This is a genomic window from Bradyrhizobium sp. 23AC (genome assembly GCF_054863025.1).
This window is the reverse complement of sequence record NZ_JAVAYN010000027.1, coordinates 59,028-74,427: the sequence shown is the minus strand read 5'-3', so window position 1 is coordinate 74,427 and position 15,400 is coordinate 59,028. Positions and strand designations below refer to the sequence as shown.

17 protein-coding genes are annotated in these 15,400 nt (G+C 64.3%); 9 read left to right on the top strand and 8 right to left on the bottom strand.

Translation table 11 applies throughout. The features are described from left to right. Positions 1-121: 121 nt before the first annotated feature. The 5 genes from RAD10_RS37575 to RAD10_RS37555 form a co-directional block, all read right to left on the bottom strand. Positions 122-529 carry a hypothetical protein gene (locus tag RAD10_RS37575; protein WP_461621402.1) on the bottom strand — a complete coding sequence of 136 codons (408 nt, stop codon included), beginning with the start codon at positions 527-529 and terminating at the stop codon, positions 122-124. Between the two features lie 58 nt (positions 530-587). Further along, on the bottom strand, positions 588-755 hold the full coding sequence (locus RAD10_RS37570; protein ID WP_165637887.1) for a hypothetical protein: 168 nt from the start codon (positions 753-755) through the stop codon (positions 588-590). Positions 756-887: 132 nt separating this feature from the next. Further along, a complete protein-coding gene (locus tag RAD10_RS37565; protein ID WP_461621401.1) occupies positions 888-1,250 on the bottom strand; it encodes a hypothetical protein in 363 nt (120 codons plus the stop codon). A 119-nt stretch (positions 1,251-1,369) separates the two neighbouring features. After that, a complete protein-coding gene (locus RAD10_RS37560) occupies positions 1,370-3,841 on the bottom strand; it encodes a TonB-dependent receptor (protein ID WP_461621400.1) in 2,472 nt (823 codons plus the stop codon). A gap of 163 nt (positions 3,842-4,004) precedes the next feature. Further along, positions 4,005-5,363 carry a histidine kinase gene (locus RAD10_RS37555; RefSeq protein ID WP_461621399.1) on the bottom strand — a complete coding sequence of 453 codons (1,359 nt, stop codon included), beginning with the start codon at positions 5,361-5,363 and terminating at the stop codon, positions 4,005-4,007. A 142-nt stretch (positions 5,364-5,505) separates the two neighbouring features. On the opposite strand from RAD10_RS37555, the gene RAD10_RS37550 reads away from it, so the two are divergent. Continuing rightward, entirely contained in the window at positions 5,506-6,126 is a 621-nt protein-coding gene (locus RAD10_RS37550; RefSeq protein WP_018320706.1) for a response regulator, read from the top strand. A 74-nt stretch (positions 6,127-6,200) separates the two neighbouring features. Continuing rightward, on the top strand, positions 6,201-7,046 hold the full coding sequence (gene fghA / locus RAD10_RS37545; protein ID WP_461621398.1) for an S-formylglutathione hydrolase: 846 nt from the start codon (positions 6,201-6,203) through the stop codon (positions 7,044-7,046). Positions 7,047-7,217: 171 nt separating this feature from the next. Here fghA and RAD10_RS37540 read toward each other — a convergent pair whose 3' ends face one another. Beyond that, positions 7,218-7,790: a DUF3280 domain-containing protein gene (locus RAD10_RS37540; protein ID WP_461621397.1), complete on the bottom strand. Its 573-nt coding sequence runs from the start codon at positions 7,788-7,790 to the stop codon at positions 7,218-7,220. Between the two features lie 60 nt (positions 7,791-7,850). Between RAD10_RS37540 and RAD10_RS37535 the strand changes: the two genes are divergently transcribed. The 6 genes from RAD10_RS37535 to RAD10_RS37510 all read left to right on the top strand — a co-directional run bounded on the left by RAD10_RS37535 (position 7,851) and on the right by RAD10_RS37510 (position 12,691). Continuing rightward, positions 7,851-9,032: an ABC transporter substrate-binding protein gene (locus RAD10_RS37535; protein ID WP_461621396.1), complete on the top strand. Its 1,182-nt coding sequence runs from the start codon at positions 7,851-7,853 to the stop codon at positions 9,030-9,032. A gap of 8 nt (positions 9,033-9,040) precedes the next feature. After that, on the top strand, positions 9,041-10,009 hold the full coding sequence (locus RAD10_RS37530) for a YVTN family beta-propeller repeat protein (RefSeq protein ID WP_177237447.1): 969 nt from the start codon (positions 9,041-9,043) through the stop codon (positions 10,007-10,009). Beyond that, the gene (locus RAD10_RS37525) at positions 10,006-10,812 is read left to right on the top strand and encodes an ABC transporter ATP-binding protein (protein WP_461621395.1); all 807 of its coding nucleotides are present in this window, start codon (positions 10,006-10,008) and stop codon (positions 10,810-10,812) included. Before RAD10_RS37530 ends, RAD10_RS37525 begins: the two co-directional genes overlap by 4 nt. Further along, a complete protein-coding gene (locus RAD10_RS37520) occupies positions 10,809-11,657 on the top strand; it encodes an ABC transporter permease (protein WP_091966640.1) in 849 nt (282 codons plus the stop codon). Before RAD10_RS37525 ends, RAD10_RS37520 begins: the two co-directional genes overlap by 4 nt. Continuing rightward, on the top strand, positions 11,654-12,262 hold the full coding sequence (locus RAD10_RS37515) for a hypothetical protein (RefSeq protein WP_461621394.1): 609 nt from the start codon (positions 11,654-11,656) through the stop codon (positions 12,260-12,262). The genes RAD10_RS37520 and RAD10_RS37515 overlap by 4 nt, the downstream gene beginning before the upstream one ends. Before the next feature lie 129 nt (positions 12,263-12,391). Continuing rightward, positions 12,392-12,691, top strand: coding sequence for a copper-binding protein (locus RAD10_RS37510; protein ID WP_028142690.1), 300 nt, complete (start codon positions 12,392-12,394; stop codon positions 12,689-12,691). Between the two features lie 173 nt (positions 12,692-12,864). On the opposite strand, the gene RAD10_RS37505 is transcribed toward RAD10_RS37510, so the two are convergent. Both RAD10_RS37505 and RAD10_RS37500 read right to left on the bottom strand, forming a co-directional pair. Beyond that, positions 12,865-13,422: a PQQ-dependent catabolism-associated CXXCW motif protein gene (locus RAD10_RS37505; RefSeq protein ID WP_461621393.1), complete on the bottom strand. Its 558-nt coding sequence runs from the start codon at positions 13,420-13,422 to the stop codon at positions 12,865-12,867. Continuing rightward, positions 13,419-14,300 carry a substrate-binding domain-containing protein gene (locus RAD10_RS37500; protein WP_461621392.1) on the bottom strand — a complete coding sequence of 294 codons (882 nt, stop codon included), beginning with the start codon at positions 14,298-14,300 and terminating at the stop codon, positions 13,419-13,421. The genes RAD10_RS37505 and RAD10_RS37500 overlap by 4 nt, the downstream gene beginning before the upstream one ends. Before the next feature lie 126 nt (positions 14,301-14,426). Between RAD10_RS37500 and RAD10_RS37495 the strand changes: the two genes are divergently transcribed. After that, positions 14,427-15,353: a quinoprotein relay system zinc metallohydrolase 2 gene (locus RAD10_RS37495; protein ID WP_461621391.1), complete on the top strand. Its 927-nt coding sequence runs from the start codon at positions 14,427-14,429 to the stop codon at positions 15,351-15,353. Positions 15,354-15,400: the final 47 nt, after the last annotated feature.

Sequence of the window (15,400 nt, the reverse complement as noted above, 5' to 3'; positions counted from 1 at the left end):
CCCGGCTGCGCTACGGTCCCCTCATGAGGAGTCCGCCAAAATGGGCGCCTCGAAGGATCGGCCGCTGGAACGCCGATTTGCAAATGCGATAGGCCGAACCCTTGAGGGGGGACGAACAAGATCAGCGCGAACGCTTCGGCAGCTTTGGCAGCTTGTCGGGATTGAATGCCCCGAACTGCTCGGCTCGTTCACTTGCCGGCGGCTGCTGTTCGGTCAGAATGAGAGTGCCCTTGAGGATCATTCCCGGCACTTGTTGGGCCGTCGCGGTGTAAGTCGCGATCTTGCCGGGGCAATTTCCCTCGATGTCCAGGGTGAGTTCGTCTTCCACGCCGAAGACCGTTGCACGTCCGTCGGTATGACGCTTCGTTGATACGGTGGCGGTGAAGCGATCTCCATCGACCCGGCACGAGCCGTGATACGTCATCAGGCTGTCACGGCCCCAGATCTGCCCGTCTGCGACATGGACGATCCCGGTGCCCTGGTCGATCGGCGTCTTGTACCACGCCGCATATGTGCCGTCCTTCAGCATGGGAGCAGTCTCCTGACATTCCCACGCAACAATCCGCATGATTAGCGCTAAGAAACCGTTAATCACGCGGCCCGTGCCAATCCGGCCTTTCCTTGCGCAGCTCGGCTTCAAGCTCCTCGACGATGCCGTGAAGCAGGCACGCGGCGAGCGGATCCGTCACCTCCCGCTCCAAGCGCCGATAACGCGCGATCTGGCACTCCTGCTCCATCAATTGGCGCTCTGTCATCACACGGGCCCTCCGACGAACTGACGCGGAGACAGCCAGGCAGTTGCATTAAAATTTTCAGATCATTTGACATGGTTTCCGGTTGGTAAAGACGACGCAGCCGCGGGCCAACCTTCCAACGGCAGCCCTCCTCTAGGAGACCAGACGAAGCCAGACGTCTCTGCTTGCCAGCGTGCCGTTCGGCGTGGCGATCTCCATGTCCACGACGTGGAGAGAGCCGGGCTCGTCTCCATAGATGTACCTGAGGTGCCACATGGGACCCAGGTCCGGTGAAATGACAAAATCGTCCAATCCATCGGTGATATCTCGAACGGCCTCGCGATGCGTCAAAGGCCCAGAAAACATCGCATCGATCAGGTCGGCGAGGCTCATGCCCTCGATGAGCATAAGTCGCGCAACCTCGTCACCGTAGACGTGCCGAAGCGCTGAAACGATAGCAGCGACGGCATCCGGATTCTTCAACGCCACAGCAAAGCGAGCCTCCGAGCCCATCATGCCGGAGGCGGGATATTCTGCAAGCTCAGCGTACGCTATCGCGGAACAGGAGGCGCTGCCTCCGGCCGCGGCGCTCGGAGCCGATGCTTCGGCCGCTGGCCTTGCATACGGCACCGTGCCTAGAACGTCACCCGCATCCCCGCGTAGAACGCGCGGGGCCTCGCCGGGCTCAGTGAGCGCGGGTCGGTGAACTCGGCGCCGCCGTTGGTGAAGTTGGGCAAGGCTTCACGGTCGAAGAACTGTCCGTAGGTCGCGTAGCGCTTGTCGAAGATGTTGTCGATCTTGCCGTAGAGCTGGATGTTCCTGGTCACCTGGTAGGAGGTGTGGAGATTGAACACGGTATAGGACGGCAGCTTCGCGAACTGGTTCGATTCGTCGCCGACCAGGTATTGGCTGGAGACGAACAGCGCGTTGCCGCCGACCTTCCAGACGTCGGTCACGGCATAGTCGATGCCGACCTTGATGCGGTGGCGCGGGATCGCGGGAAGCTGGTTGCCGGGTGAGACCTGGATGGTCTCGGTGGCCGGATCGGCAAACGGGCTTTCGGAGCCCAGCTCGAGCGGATCGAGGAAGCGTGCGTCGACGAACGCATAGCTCGCCTGGAACTGGAGCGTGGGCGACTTGATGTTGACTTCGGCCTCGAGACCCTGCCGCCGCGTACGGCCGACATTGGAGAAATAGCCGAAGCCGGTCCGTCCGACCGCGGGTATCGCGACGATGTCGTCGTTATTGGTGGCGCGGAATCCGCCGATCTTCCAGCCGAGCGTGCCGATGTTCAGCTCCTTGGTGCCGCGCAGGCCGGCTTCGACGGTCCTGGACACGACCTGCTTGAGCGGCGGATCGGAGACCAGAAACGCCGCAATGAGGCAGGGCCGAGCTGGATCGGAGCAACCGAGCTCGAGTGGCGTCGGCACGCGGTTGGCCTCGGAATAGCCGGCATAGGCGGTCAGCCCCGGCGTGATCCTGTACGTGCCCCCGATCACCGGATTGAAGCGGGTGAAGGTGTGATCGCCGTTGAGATCGGTTCCGAGCTGATCCTCCAGCGTGATGCGCGCGACATTGAAACGGCCGCCGCCGGTGATGGCGAAGGCGTCCGTGACGTTGAACGTGTCCATCGCATACAGGCCGTTATATTGGTTGACGGTCCGCAGCGAGACCGGACCGGCAACCGTTTCCGGCTGACCGGTCGGCCCCAGGAAGAGGCCGCTGCCGCTGACGACGTAGTTTTCTCCGATCGAGCCGATCTCGGCGGTGGCGTTGTAGCGCGTGACGCTGGCATCGTAAGTCGCGCCCATCACGAAGCGATTGTCATGCCCGAACAGTTGATCGGTGTTGGTGGCCTGGCCCGACACGCCGAAACTGGTCGAACGGATCGTGCTCCGGTCGATCTCGCCGAGGATGGTCCCCAACGGATACGGATTGACGAGCTGCGCGCCGTTGGTGCCATTCGCCGGCGTCGTATCGTCGCCGAAGCACAACAGCCCCAGGGCGGCGCATTCCTGCACGTCGGTCGGATTGCCGTCGACGAGCTTCTGCTCGTACCTGCGCACATGCGCGGTGCCTTCGAGCGTCCAAGTCGGCGTCGGATCGGCCTTTCCGGTCAGATTGAGATAGCCGACGCGGTTGGAGGTGGTCTGCGGCGTGGTGTAGGTCGCGCCCCAATATTTGTCGAGCAGCTCGGCTGGAACGGTGGCGCTGGCGCCGAAATCGTTCTTGGCGACGCCCATATTGGCGTGGAATTCGCTGTCGCCGGCCTTGTAGCCGACATCGCCGTAGAAGCGCCGCACGGTTGATTGCGAAAAATTGCGGAAGCCGTTGTCGCGCAAGCCTTCGAGCGCGGCATAGACGCCGTAGTTCTTGTCGACCTGCTTGCCCCATTGCGCCGAGCCCTGGACGCGGCCGAACGAGCCGCCCATCACGTCGATCTCGGCGCCCTGATAGGTGAAGCCGTCCTTCATTTGCAGGTTGATGGCGCCGCCCAGCGCGTTGAGGCCGAAGGCGGGATTGTTGGTCACCAGCGTCACCGACCTGATCGCGGCGGTCGGGATCAGGTCCCAATTGACCGCGTCCGAGAAGGCTTCGTTGATGCGGACGCCGTTCTGGTACACCGCAAGGCCTTGCGGCGTGCCGGTCACGGGCGAAGCCACGAAGCCGCGGAATTCGACGTCCGGCTGGAACGGATTGCCGGTGACCTCGGTGATGTTGACGCCGGCGATGTTGTCGCGCAGCGCGTCGGTGACGTTCAGCGAGCCGGTGCGCTTGATTTGGCTGGCATCGACGGCGTTGATCGCCGACGGGACCTTGTCGACATCGAGACCTCTGCCGGTGCCCGGCGCGGTCGGATAGACATAGATGCGGGTCCGGGGACTGGCGGACGAGGCCGCTCCGATATGCGCGACCGGCCGCGTCGGCGCGGTGCGCCTCGCCACCGACGGCGGCGGCGCCGCCACTTCGACCGGCGGCAGATTCTGGACGTTGGTCTCCTCGTCCTGCGCGGCCCCGGCGGGGCTCACCAAGACCACCCCGGACACCAGACCGGTCGACACCGAGGCCATCAACAAACGACGCTTGAACGAAAGAACCTTGCCCATCCCCGCCTTCCCATCCGTGACCACCGGCTGTTTTGATTTTCGCCGATTGGTCGGAACGAGTGTATTCGGCAGTCGCAATCCCGCCAGCCACAAAAGGTCGGGCAATATCGGCTCCCGTTTTCCCGACCAAATCGGGAATTATTCCCGATCGCTTCGGCAGCGGTCAGGCGGCCGCGGTCGGAACCAGCGCTTCCACGGTCAATCCGCCATCGCCGGAGACGACGTTGAGCGTGCCGCCCAGCGCCAGAATCCGCTCGCGCATGCCGACGAGGCCGAAGCCGAGCTTCTGGCCTGGCTCCATGCCACGGCCATTGTCGCTGACCCGCACCCGGGCGCAGAAGCGACCGTCCTGCGCCATCTGCCGCGCCGGCTCGATCACGACATTGACCGAGGTCGCGCCGGCGTGGCGGAACACGTTGGTGAGCGCCTCCTGCACGATGCGGTAGATGGTGAGGTCGGCGGTCTCGCCGGTGACCCCGAGCGACGGCGAGATCACGGTCTCGATGGCGACATCGGGATGCGACTCCCGCCACAGCCGCGACAGCGATTCGAGCGCCTGGCGCAGCCCGAGCTCGGCGAGGCCGACGGGCCGGAGCCGTTCCAGCACGCGGCGATTGAACTGCTGCAGCGCGTTGATCTGCTCCAGCATGGCGCTGCCGTGTTTTCGCACCGCCTCCGCACTCGGGACGCGTCCATCCGCCTGCTTCGCCAGCGCGCCTGCATGCGCGCGCAGCGAGAACAGATACGGCCCGAACTCGTCGTGGAGCTCGCGCGCGATCTCCTTGCGCTCGATGTCCTGGAGCGACACCGCCCGCTCGGCGAGGCGCCGCTTGTCCTCTACCGCCTCACCGAGGGTTGCGGCAAGGTGGTTGAGCTTGGTGCAGATTGCGGCGAGCTCCGGCGCGCCGCCCGGTGCGACGCGGGCCTCGTAATGTCCGCCTTCGAGCTTCCCCATTGCCTCTGCCAGCGACTGGAGTGGGGCCAGCGCCCGGCCGACCACTTTCATCATCAGGAAAAACAGCGCCAGCGCGATTGCCGTGCCGACCTCGAGCTGGGTCACGATGCCGTCCCAGATCTCCGCGATCTCGTCATCGGGATGTGAGGTGATCAGGAGCGAGCCGGGCTTGCCACGGATCGAGACCGGCACGCTCACCGCGGTCTGCTCGGGATGGACCAGGCTGACGAACCAGGCCGGCGGCCCGCTTGTGTCGCTATCGGCATCAAGCCGGGGCGGCGTCCGCGCATTGCCGCCGGTGTCCCGAAGCGTGATGCTGACATGGCGCAGACGGCTGAGGTCGCGCGCGATCTGGTTCAGCCTGGCATCCGGATCTGGCGCCTCGTTGAGATCGGCAACGATCATCTCGATGAATTCGCGCGCAAGCCGGATCACGCTCTGGTCCTCGGCCTGCACGCGGGGACCTGCCTCCGCGACCTGGCGGCCGATATTGACGGCGAGCCCCAGCGCCAGCAGCAACGCCAGCAAGAGGTTGATGCGCCCGCGCAAGGATAGATTTTGCCACATTGGTGTCGCCCGTGCCTCGCCAAGCCTCGCCCGCCGCTATCCGATGACGTTGACAGCGGCGAAGCGGCGGATATCTAATCGGAAGCGTACAGCAATCCCGGCCGGGCGCGAAACAGGCCGACGCTGTCACAAGGAAACGCCTATGCGCATTCTGATCGTCGACGATCATCCCATTGTCGCCTCCGGCTGCCGTGCCGTGCTGGCCGACGAGGGCGAGATCGAGATTCTGGAGGCCGCCGACGCCGAAGACGGCGAGTGCGTCTTCATCGTCGAACGCCCCGACCTCTGCATCATCGACATCAATTTGCCGACCGTCTCCGGCTTCGAGCTCGCGCGCCGCATCCTCGAGCGCGCGCCCGAGGCCCGTATCATCATGTTCAGCATGAACGACGACCCGGCCTTTGCCGCACGCGCGATCGAATGCGGTGCCAAGGGCTACGTCTCCAAGACCGGCGACCCCGACGACCTCGTCGAGGCGATCCGTGCCGTCGGCGGCGGCGGCACCTACCTGCCGAGCGCGATCGCGCGCAGCATCGCCTTCGCAGGACCGACGCTGGCGCAAAGCCCGCTGTCCAAGCTGAATGCGCGCGAGATGGAGATCCTGCGGCTGCTCAGCGCCGGCAAGAGCCTGTCCGAGATCGCCTGGCTGGTGCAATCGTCCTACAAGACGGTAGCCAACACCTCGTCCATCATGCGCCAGAAGCTCGGGGTGAAGACCTCGGTCGAGCTGGTGCGGCTGGCGATCGACAGCGGTGTTGCCTGACGCAGGCAGCTGCCACAAATTCGGTCACACAAGCGTTGCAATATTGATGTGGTGAGATGCCACGGAGTGAAGGCATGACGATTCAGACTGTCTCGACCAACAAATCCTACGGCGGCGTGCAGGGCGTGTATCGCCATGCGAGCCAGGCGACCGGAACCGACATGGTGTTCTCGGTCTATGTTCCGCCGCATGCCGACGGCGCCAAGCTGCCGGTGGTCTGGTATCTGTCCGGGCTCACCTGCACCCATGCGAACGTCACCGAGAAGGGCGAATTCCGCAAAGCCTGCGCCGAGCTCGGCCTGATCTTCGTCGCGCCGGACACCTCACCGCGCGGCGCCGACGTGCCGGGCGATGCCAACAACGCCTATGATTTCGGCTTAGGGGCCGGCTTCTATGTCGACGCGACGCAAGAGCCCTTCGCGCGCAACTATCGGATGTGGAGCTATGTCACCGACGAATTGCCGAAGCTCGTGGCGGGAAATTTTCCCGTCGACGCCAAGCGGCAATCGATCATGGGCCATTCGATGGGCGGCCATGGCGCGCTGACGGTGGCGCTGCGCAACCCGCACCGTTTTCGCGCCGCGAGCGCGTTCGCGCCGATCGTGGCGCCCTCGCTCGTGCCCTGGGGCACCAAGGCGCTGACCGGCTATCTCGGACCGAACAAGGACGCCTGGCGCGGCCACGACACGGTGGCGCTGATCGAGGACGGCGCGAAGTTTTCCGGCTTCCTGGTCGACGTCGGCGAAGCCGATAATTTCCTGAAAGAACAGCTCAAGCCGGAGCTGCTCGAAGCCGCCTGCACCAAGGCGGGCATCCCGCTGACGCTGCGGCGGCAGGCGGGTTATGACCACAGCTATTATTTCATCTCGACCTTCATGGGCGATCATCTGCACTGGCATGCGGAGAAGCTGAAGGGGTGATCGGCTTTCTTCTCCCCTCGTGATGAGGGGTATCTCTCCGCGAGCGCAGTATCGTAGGGTGGGCAAAGCGAAGCGTGCCCACGATTTCTCTCGAATCATTGATTGATCGTGGGCACGGCGCAAGTGCGCCTTTGCCCACCCCTACGATTCCCAATTCGCTGAGAGAATATCCTACTCCCGCTTGCCGTAATTCGGCGCCAATAACCGGTTGCGGATCAAATAGCTCATCGTGCGGGTCCAGGCTTCATCCGTGTTGCCGCGCATGTCGGCGCTGGCGGCGGCGATCATGTTGCCGGTCTTCACGTCGCGCAAATAGATGTTGAGATTGATGATCAGGTTTGAGACCTTCTGCACCATGCCGGTGATCTCGAGGTCAGCGCCCAATTCGCCGGCGAGCTTGAGATCGCAGCCGCCGCAGGCCTGTAAGTTGGCGTGGCGGGCGGCATCCCTGACCGGCGCGATGTCGAGCACCTGGAACCTGCCGGACTCCGTCAATTCCTTGCGCAGCTGCTCGCTGATGAGCACGAGCCGTGCCTCTTCGGCCCTGGAGCCGTAGAACTCCCCGGGCAGACTGGTGTCGATCAGCTCGAAATCGAACACGGCAAGCTTCGGTGGATCGGCGCGCGCGAGCGAAGGCGTCAACAGCAAAGCGGCGATCATCATCAATGCTCGCATGATCGTGATTCCAGGCCTCGCGCGCACAGGGACGAAATGCGGGGTTGCATGCCCCGACAAATCGGTCATGCTCGAAGCAGAGACAATTCTCCACCTGCGGTCAAGCCGGGGAGATCGTTCGGAGGAAACATGATCCGATGGTTGGCCGGTCTGATCGGCTTTGCTCTTGCTGCGACGAGCGCGCTCGCGGCGGAGCCTGCCCTGATCGGCGTCGGCTATCTCGGCATCGCCGGCACCAGATCCACACTGTCGCTGGTCGAGCAGCCCGCGGAGAATGACGGCTTCGCGGGCGCGCGTCTCGCGATCGAGGACAACAATACCACCGGCAAATTCCTGGGCCAGCGGTTCGCGCTGGAAGAGCGCCGCATCAAGGAAGGTGAGGACGTCGTCCAGGCTGCGACCGCGCTCGCGGAGAAGAACGGCTTCATCATCACCGACCTGCCGGCCGATGCGCTGCTGAAAGTCTCGGACGCCTTGCGCGACCGTGGCACGCTTCTGTTCAACGCAGGGGCGATCGACGAGCGGCTGCGCGAAGCCGATTGCCGCGCCAACGTGATCCACACCGCGCCGACACGGGCGATGCTGGCGGATGCGCTCGGGCAGTATCTTGTTTGGAAAAAGTGGTCGCGCTGGCTTCTCGTGGTCGGCTCGCATGATGAGGACAAGCTGTTTGCCGATGCACTCCGGCGCGCCGCCACGCGGTTCGGCGCCAAGATCGTCCAGGAAAAAACCTTCGAGGACAAGGGCGGCGCGCGCCGCACCGATAGCGGCGTGACGCTGATCCAGCGCCAGATGCCGGTGTTCACGCAACAAGCCCCTGCTTACGACGTGCTGGTCGCCGCCGACGAGAGCGAGGTATTCGGCGCGTATTTGCCCTATCGCACCTGGGATCCTCGCCCCGTCGCCGGTTCGGCCGGCCTCGTGCCGCGCAGCTGGGACGCGGCGCAGGACCAGTGGGGCGCGATCCAGATGCAGAACCGCTTCGTCAAGCTGAACTCGCGGCGCATGACCGCGCTCGACATGCAGGCCTGGACCGCAGTGCGCATAATTGGAGAGGCAACCTCGCGCACCAATTCCGGCGACGTCAAGAAGGTGACTGATTTCATCAAGGGCCCGGACTTCTCGGTCGCCGCCTTCAAGGGCACGCGGCTGACCTTGCGCGACTGGAATCTGCAGCTGCGCCAGCCGATCCTGCTGGTCGATGGCCGCATGGTGGTGTCGGTCTCGCCGCAGGAGGGTTTCCTGCACCAGGTCTCCGAGCTCGACACGCTCGGCTACGATCGTCCGGAGAGCAAATGCAAGCTGAAGTGAGAACGCAAATGTTGCGCATGTGGCGTGTGGGGCTCTTGTCCGGACTGGCGCTGGCGGCGGCACCCGCGCATGCGTTCATCGCCTATGTCTCGAACGAGAAGAGCAATACGGTCACGGTGATCGACACCGAGAGCTGGACGGTGACCAAGACCATCAAGGTCGGCCAGCGCCCGCGCGGCATCGATTTCACGCGCGACGGCAAGTTCGTGATGGTCGCCGTCGGCGACGACGACACCATCCAGGTGATCGACGCCAAGACGCAAGCCGTAGTGGACAGCCTGCCCTCCGGCCCCGACCCGGAATTGTTCGCCCAGGATGCGGCCGGCAAGATCCTCTATGTCGCCAACGAGAACGACAACACGGTGACCGTGATCGACCTCGAGAAGCGCGCCCGGCTCGGCGACATCCAGGTCGGCGTCGAGCCCGAGGGCATGACCATCAGCCCCGACGGCAAGACGCTGATCAACACGTCGGAAACGACCAACATGGCGCATTTCATCGACACGGCGTCGCGCCAGATCGTCGCCAACGTGCTGGTCGATGCGCGGCCGCGCTTTGCCGAGTTCAAGCACGATGCTTCCGAAGTGTGGGTCTCCTCCGAGATCGGCGGCACGGTCTCGGTGATCGACCCGAAGAAACACGAGGTGATCGGCAAGGTCACGTTCGAGATCCCGGGCCTGCGGAAAGAGGCGATCCAGCCGGTCGGCATCGGCATGACCAAGGACGACAAGACCGCCTTCGTCGCGCTCGGCCCCGCCAACCGCATCGCCGTCGTCGACGTCGCCTCGCGCAAGGTGACGAAATATCTGCTGGTGGGACAGCGGGTCTGGCACATGGCGTTCACGCCCGATGAAAAATACCTGCTCACCACCAACGGCGTGTCGAACGACGTCTCCGTCATCGACGTCGCCGCGCAAAAGGTGATCAAGACGATTCAGGTGGGCGAACTGCCCTGGGGCATCACGATCGCGCCATGACCAGCCCTGCTCCGATTCCCGAACCACAGGAGGCGCCGAAGCTAGAAGCGGCGGCCGAGCCGGCGCTGTCGATCGACGGCGTCAGTCATTCCTATGGGCAGCGGCGTGCGTTGATCGACGTCTCCTTCAACGTGCAGCCGGCGAGCTTTACCGCCCTGCTCGGCCTCAACGGCGCCGGAAAGAGCACGCTGTTCTCCCTGATCACGCGCCTGTTCGGCATCCAGAGCGGCCGGGTCGGCATTTTCGGCCATGACATCAGCAAAAGCCCCGGCGAGGCGCTGCGGCTACTCGGCGTTGTGTTCCAGCCGCGCACGCTCGATCTCGACCTGTCGCTGACGCAGAACCTACTCTATCACGCCGCGCTCCACGGCATCAGCCGGAGCGAAGCCGCCGCACGCAGCGCCGAGCTGCTCGGCCGCATCGGGCTCGCTGATCGCGCCGGCAGCAAGGTGCGGGATCTCTCCGGCGGACAGATGCGGCGGCTGGAAATCGCCCGTGCGCTGCTGCACCGGCCGCGGCTGCTTTTGCTGGACGAGCCGACCGTCGGGTTGGACGTCAAGGCGCGCGCCGACATCATCAGCCAGGTCCGCCAGCTCGTGACGGAGCAAGGCATCGGTGTGCTCTGGGCCACGCATCTGTTCGACGAGATCATGCCCAGTGATGACCTCGTGGTGCTGCACCAGGGCAAGGTGCTGGCGCAGGGGCCGATGAACCGCGTCGTCACCGCAACAGGCGCGCAGGACGTCAACACCGCCTTCATGCGCCTGACCGGCGCGCAAACCCTGCCGGGAGGCGGCGCATGAGCAGCATCACCACGCGTGACGCCCCGCGCGGCTTCTCGGCCCAGCAGTACCTGACCTGCCTCACCGGAATCGTCTGGCGCGAGGGGTTGCGCTTCCTGCATCAGCGCGAACGCTTCGTCTCGGCGCTGGTGCGGCCGCTGGTCTGGCTGTTCATCTTCGCCGCCGGCTTCCGCCAAGTGCTCGGCATCTCCATCATCCCGCCCTACGAGACCTACATCCTCTACGAGGTCTATATCGCGCCCGGGCTGATGGCGATGATCCAGCTCTTCAACGGCATGCAGTCCTCGCTCTCGATGGTCTACGACCGCGAGATGGGCAACATGCGCACGCTGCTGGTGAGCCCGCTGCCGCGCGGGTTCCTGCTGTTCTGCAAACTGCTGGCGGGCACGGCGGTGTCGTTGCTCCAGGTCTATGCGTTCCTGCTGATCGCCTGGTTCTGGGACATCACCCCGCCGTCATCGGGCTATCTGACCGTGCTGCCGGCGCTGATCCTGTCCGGGCTGATGCTGGGCTCGCTCGGTATGCTGATCTCCTCCGGCATCAAGCAACTCGAGAACTTCGCCGGGGTAATGAATTTTGTCATTTTCCCGATGTTCTTCGCCTCGTCCGCGCTCTACCCGCTGTGGCGGGTGCAGGAGGGCAGCCCTTATCTGTACTATCTGTGCGAGGCCAATCCGTTCACCCATGCGGTCGAGCTGATACGTTTTGCACTCTACGGGCAAATCAACTGGATCTCGCTGGCAGTGGTCGCGGCTTGCACAATCGTCTTCATGATCGGCGCAATTCTGGCCTATGATCCCTCGCGTGGGCTGGCGCGACGGGGGCCCGCAGGAGGCGAAGGATGAAGGTTCTGACGATGGCTGTTGTGGCGCTGGCGCTGTCGGGCACGGCCGCGCGCGCGGCCGATCCGCGGTATCCCGACTGGCCCTGCACGCAAGCCAAGGTGCCGGAGATTTCGCTTGCCGCCGTCTGGGCGGGCCCGGCGCTCGACGACGTCCAGAACAAGTGGAAGGACGACGCCAAGGTCAGCGCGCTGGTCGCAAAATTGTCGGCGCGCAAAACGCCGCTCGATGAGGCCGAAAAGTCCGTGAAGGAATTTCTGGCCGCCTCCGCCACTGACAAGACCGCGAAGGCAAAGCTCCTGTTCGCCGGCCTGTTCGACACGCTCAATGCCCAGCGCTCCCAGGTGATGGCCGGGCTCGAACGCGTCAGCCGCAAGCAGCGCGAGTCCGCCGACAAGATTCGCGAGGAGACGATCGCCCTTCATGCGCTGCAGGGCGCGACGCCGCGCGACGAAGCCAAGGTCGAAGCGCTCGGCAACGAACTGATCTGGAAGACCCGCATTTTCGAGGACCGTCACAAGGTCGTGCGATTCGTCTGCGAGGTTCCAACCACGATCGACCAGCGCCTGTTCGCACTTGGCCGCGTGATCCAGCAGGAAATGGAATAGCGCCCGCCTCGCTGGCGCCCACGACAGGTTCCCGGATCGGCCCGGTTAAGTTTTGCCCTGCTATCTGCCGGAACCAAATCGATCTAGGATGGCTTGTCGAAGTGAACTCCAAGACGTCGGGAGGCCTCGATGGGAACCACAAGATTCATCTTTGCGGGCGCTGCGGCCCTCAGCATGCTCGCAACCAGCGCTCTTGCTGACGACATGACCGGAATGGTCATGCGGATCGATCGGCTCAACGGCACGATCTCGATCCAGCAGACGCAGAAAGGCACCGTCGGTGGCAGCGCTGGCGGCGCCGGCGCGCTCCAGGAGTACAAAACCAAGGACGCCGCGATGCTGGAGGCCGTTCATGCCGGCGACAGGGTGAACTATTCTGCGACCGACAACAACGGCACGGGCACGCTGACGAAGCTGCAAAAGCAGTAGGGCTGAGTCTCACCTCGTCATTGCGAGGAGGTCTTGCGACGAAGCAATCCAGGGGTCCTCCCTCCGCGGAAGGATTCTGGATTGCTTCGCGGAGCCTGTCATCGGGCCGCGCTTCGCGCGGACCCGTCGGCTCGCAATGGCGAGGAGAGGCTGCGCGCCTCTCATCGAGACACCTACTGCTCCGGCCGCGGCTCCGGCTGGGACTCGTCGGTGGGAAGCTTGGCGCGCTCCCAGCCGTCGGTGCCGTCGGGGTACCAGGCGATGTTGGAATAGCCATACGCCAGCGCGCGCTTGGCGGCGTTCCAGGACATCCAGCAGTCGGCGAGGCAATAGATCACCAGCAGCGCGGCCTTGTCGCCACGCGAGGCCTGTGCGAGGCCGCGCTGGAGATAATCGTCCATGGCCGGCGGCAGACTGCCGTAGCCGGTATCCGGCAGCCAGATGCTGCCCGGAATGTTCTTGCGCGGCGCATCGCGCCACACCGTGCCTGCGGGAAGGTTCTTCGGCTTCGGCGGGCGCGGCAGCACGTCGACGAACGCACCGCTCTTGGCGCGCCAGATCGCTTCGGCTTCCACCGTGTTAAGCACGCGCGCGCCGACGAGCGTCGCCGGCACCGGTGCGCGATAATTGTCGGCGCGATAACCCTCGGGCTCGAACGGCTCCTGCTGCTGCGCGGATGCCGGCACCGCCAACGCGGCAACGGCGAGCGCAGCGGCAAGACGCCGCCTCATGGTGACTTCTTGGCCGTCTCCGCGCTGAGCGGCCGATCGCTCTCGTCGAGCAGCGGTATACCGAAGTCGACCAGGATCTTGTTGATCTCGCCCTGGTTCTCCTGGATCAGCTTGTTGAGCTGTCGCTTCCAGTTCTGGTCGGCGGGACGCACGCCCATGCCGATGCGATAGACCAGCTTCGGTCCCGTGGTTTCCTTCACCAGCGGCGTGACGTGAAGCGAGCCGACCTTCTTCGCGTAGTAGCCGGCCATGGGTCCCCACAGCACCCCGGCGTCGATCTTGCCGGCGGCGAGGTCGTCGATCATCGCTTGCGCCGAATTGTCGTAGCGCGTGTCGATCATCAGCGGATAGGGTTTTGCATCGCTCATCAGGCCGGCAATGGCCATGTTGGTCGCCGGCGGCGTTCCGGCGACGATGCCGACGTGCTTGCCCTTCAGCTTCGGGTCCTCGAGCGTATCGACGTCCTCGAGCCCGCTGCCGGCCTTGGCGACCAGCGCGTAGGACGTGCGGTAATAGGGATTGGTGCCCTGCACGACGTCATCGCCTTGCGGAAAGCCCATGATGACGTCGCAGCGATGCGCGCCCAGCGTCATCCGCACGAAGCCGGTGGCCTGCGGGAAGAAGACGTAGTCGAGTTTCTTCTTGAGCTTGTCGGCAAACAGCTCGGCCAGCTTGTTCTCGAACCCCTCGCCCTTCTCGTTCGAGAACGGCAGATTGCGCGGATCGGCGCAGACACGTAGCACGTTCGGGTCGACCAGCTCGAACGAGAGGTCGCCGCTGTCATTGGTCTGCGCGATGGCGACATCGCCGAACGCACAGGACGCAACCAGGACCCCCAGTGAAAACAACCAGCGACGATGTCGTCCGGCCTCCGTCATCGCGCTTCCTCCTCGTTTTGTTTGAATGCTATCCATGCAACGCATGACGCGCCATGTTTTGCCAGACTTCGCTGGCTTTGCTTTGTTGCAGTGCAATGCAGCAACCCTTTGAACTGAGGCGGAAAAGTGTCTCGCATCGCTCGAGTGATCGCAGCCTTGTCCCTGCTGGGGACGGTAACGCTAGCACGGGCCGGGGCGGCCGAATTGCCTGTGAGCGAAGTGGCACCGGGAATCTTCGTACACTCCGGGGCCATTGCCCTGATGACCCGCGAGAACGAGGGCGACATTGCCAATGTCGGCTTCATCGTCGGCGATGATGCGGTGGCCGTCATCGACACCGGCGGCAGCCTCCGCGAAGGCGAGGCCCTGCTGGCCGCGGTGCGAGCCCGCACGCCCAAGCCGATTCGCTACGTCATCAACACCCACGGCCATCCCGACCATGTCTTCGGCAACGCGGCCTTCGCCGCCGGTGGCACCAGCTTCGTCGGTCACAGCAAGCTGCCGCAGGCACTCGCGACGCGCGGCCCCTACTATCTCGACAATTTTCGCCGCATCATGGGCAGCGCGTTGATCGATCCCGTGAAGATCGTTGCCCCGACCCACTTGGTTTCGGACACGATGACGCTCGATCTCGGGTCGCGCCGCCTCGTGTTGCGCGCCTGGCGGACCGGGCACAGCGACAGCGACGTCACCGTGTACGACGAGACGACGAAAACCCTGTTCGCGGGCGACCTCGTCTTTCTCCGCCACATTCCGGTCATGGACGGCAGCATTCGCGGCTGGCTCGACACGTTGAAGGAATTGGAGACCATCCCGGCGCAACGCGTCGTTCCCGGTCACGGCCCCGTGAGCGACTGGCCTGCCGCGCTGGCCGATGAGCGGCGTTACTTGTCAACGCTGCTGTCTGACGTCCGCACGCTGAACAAGAACGGCGAGCCGATCCGAGCCGCGGCCGACAAGGCGGCTGCGCAGGAGCGGCCGCGCTGGGAGTTGTTCGGCGATTACAACGCCCGGAACGCAACTGCAGCATTTTCGGAAATTGAATGGGAGTAGCAGCCGCGCTACGATAGGTGCAGGAGATCAGCTTCGCTGACTCCGGG

Excerpts from the sequence above, each read along its gene's own strand:
- RAD10_RS37570 (WP_165637887.1), bottom strand. The coding sequence starts at position 755 with ATGACAGAGCGCCAATTGATGGAGCAGGAGTGCCAGATCGCGCGTTAT.
- RAD10_RS37550 (WP_018320706.1), top strand. The coding sequence starts at position 5,506 with ATGCGCATTCTGATCGTCGACGATCATCCCATTGTCGCCTCCGGCTGC.
- RAD10_RS37500 (WP_461621392.1), bottom strand. The coding sequence starts at position 14,300 with ATGACGGAGGCCGGACGACATCGTCGCTGGTTGTTTTCACTGGGGGTC.
- RAD10_RS37505 (WP_461621393.1), bottom strand. The coding sequence starts at position 13,422 with ATGAGGCGGCGTCTTGCCGCTGCGCTCGCCGTTGCCGCGTTGGCGGTG.
- RAD10_RS37575 (WP_461621402.1), bottom strand. The coding sequence starts at position 529 with ATGCTGAAGGACGGCACATATGCGGCGTGGTACAAGACGCCGATCGAC.
- RAD10_RS37565 (WP_461621401.1), bottom strand. The coding sequence starts at position 1,250 with ATGATGGGCTCGGAGGCTCGCTTTGCTGTGGCGTTGAAGAATCCGGAT.
- RAD10_RS37515 (WP_461621394.1), top strand. The coding sequence starts at position 11,654 with ATGAAGGTTCTGACGATGGCTGTTGTGGCGCTGGCGCTGTCGGGCACG.
- RAD10_RS37555 (WP_461621399.1), bottom strand. The coding sequence starts at position 5,363 with ATGTGGCAAAATCTATCCTTGCGCGGGCGCATCAACCTCTTGCTGGCG.
- RAD10_RS37530 (WP_177237447.1), top strand. The coding sequence starts at position 9,041 with ATGTTGCGCATGTGGCGTGTGGGGCTCTTGTCCGGACTGGCGCTGGCG.
- RAD10_RS37540 (WP_461621397.1), bottom strand. The coding sequence starts at position 7,790 with ATGACCGATTTGTCGGGGCATGCAACCCCGCATTTCGTCCCTGTGCGC.
- RAD10_RS37520 (WP_091966640.1), top strand. The coding sequence starts at position 10,809 with ATGAGCAGCATCACCACGCGTGACGCCCCGCGCGGCTTCTCGGCCCAG.
- RAD10_RS37510 (WP_028142690.1), top strand. The coding sequence starts at position 12,392 with ATGGGAACCACAAGATTCATCTTTGCGGGCGCTGCGGCCCTCAGCATG.
- RAD10_RS37560 (WP_461621400.1), bottom strand. The coding sequence starts at position 3,841 with ATGGGCAAGGTTCTTTCGTTCAAGCGTCGTTTGTTGATGGCCTCGGTG.
- fghA (WP_461621398.1), top strand. The coding sequence starts at position 6,201 with ATGACGATTCAGACTGTCTCGACCAACAAATCCTACGGCGGCGTGCAG.
- RAD10_RS37525 (WP_461621395.1), top strand. The coding sequence starts at position 10,006 with ATGACCAGCCCTGCTCCGATTCCCGAACCACAGGAGGCGCCGAAGCTA.
- RAD10_RS37535 (WP_461621396.1), top strand. The coding sequence starts at position 7,851 with ATGATCCGATGGTTGGCCGGTCTGATCGGCTTTGCTCTTGCTGCGACG.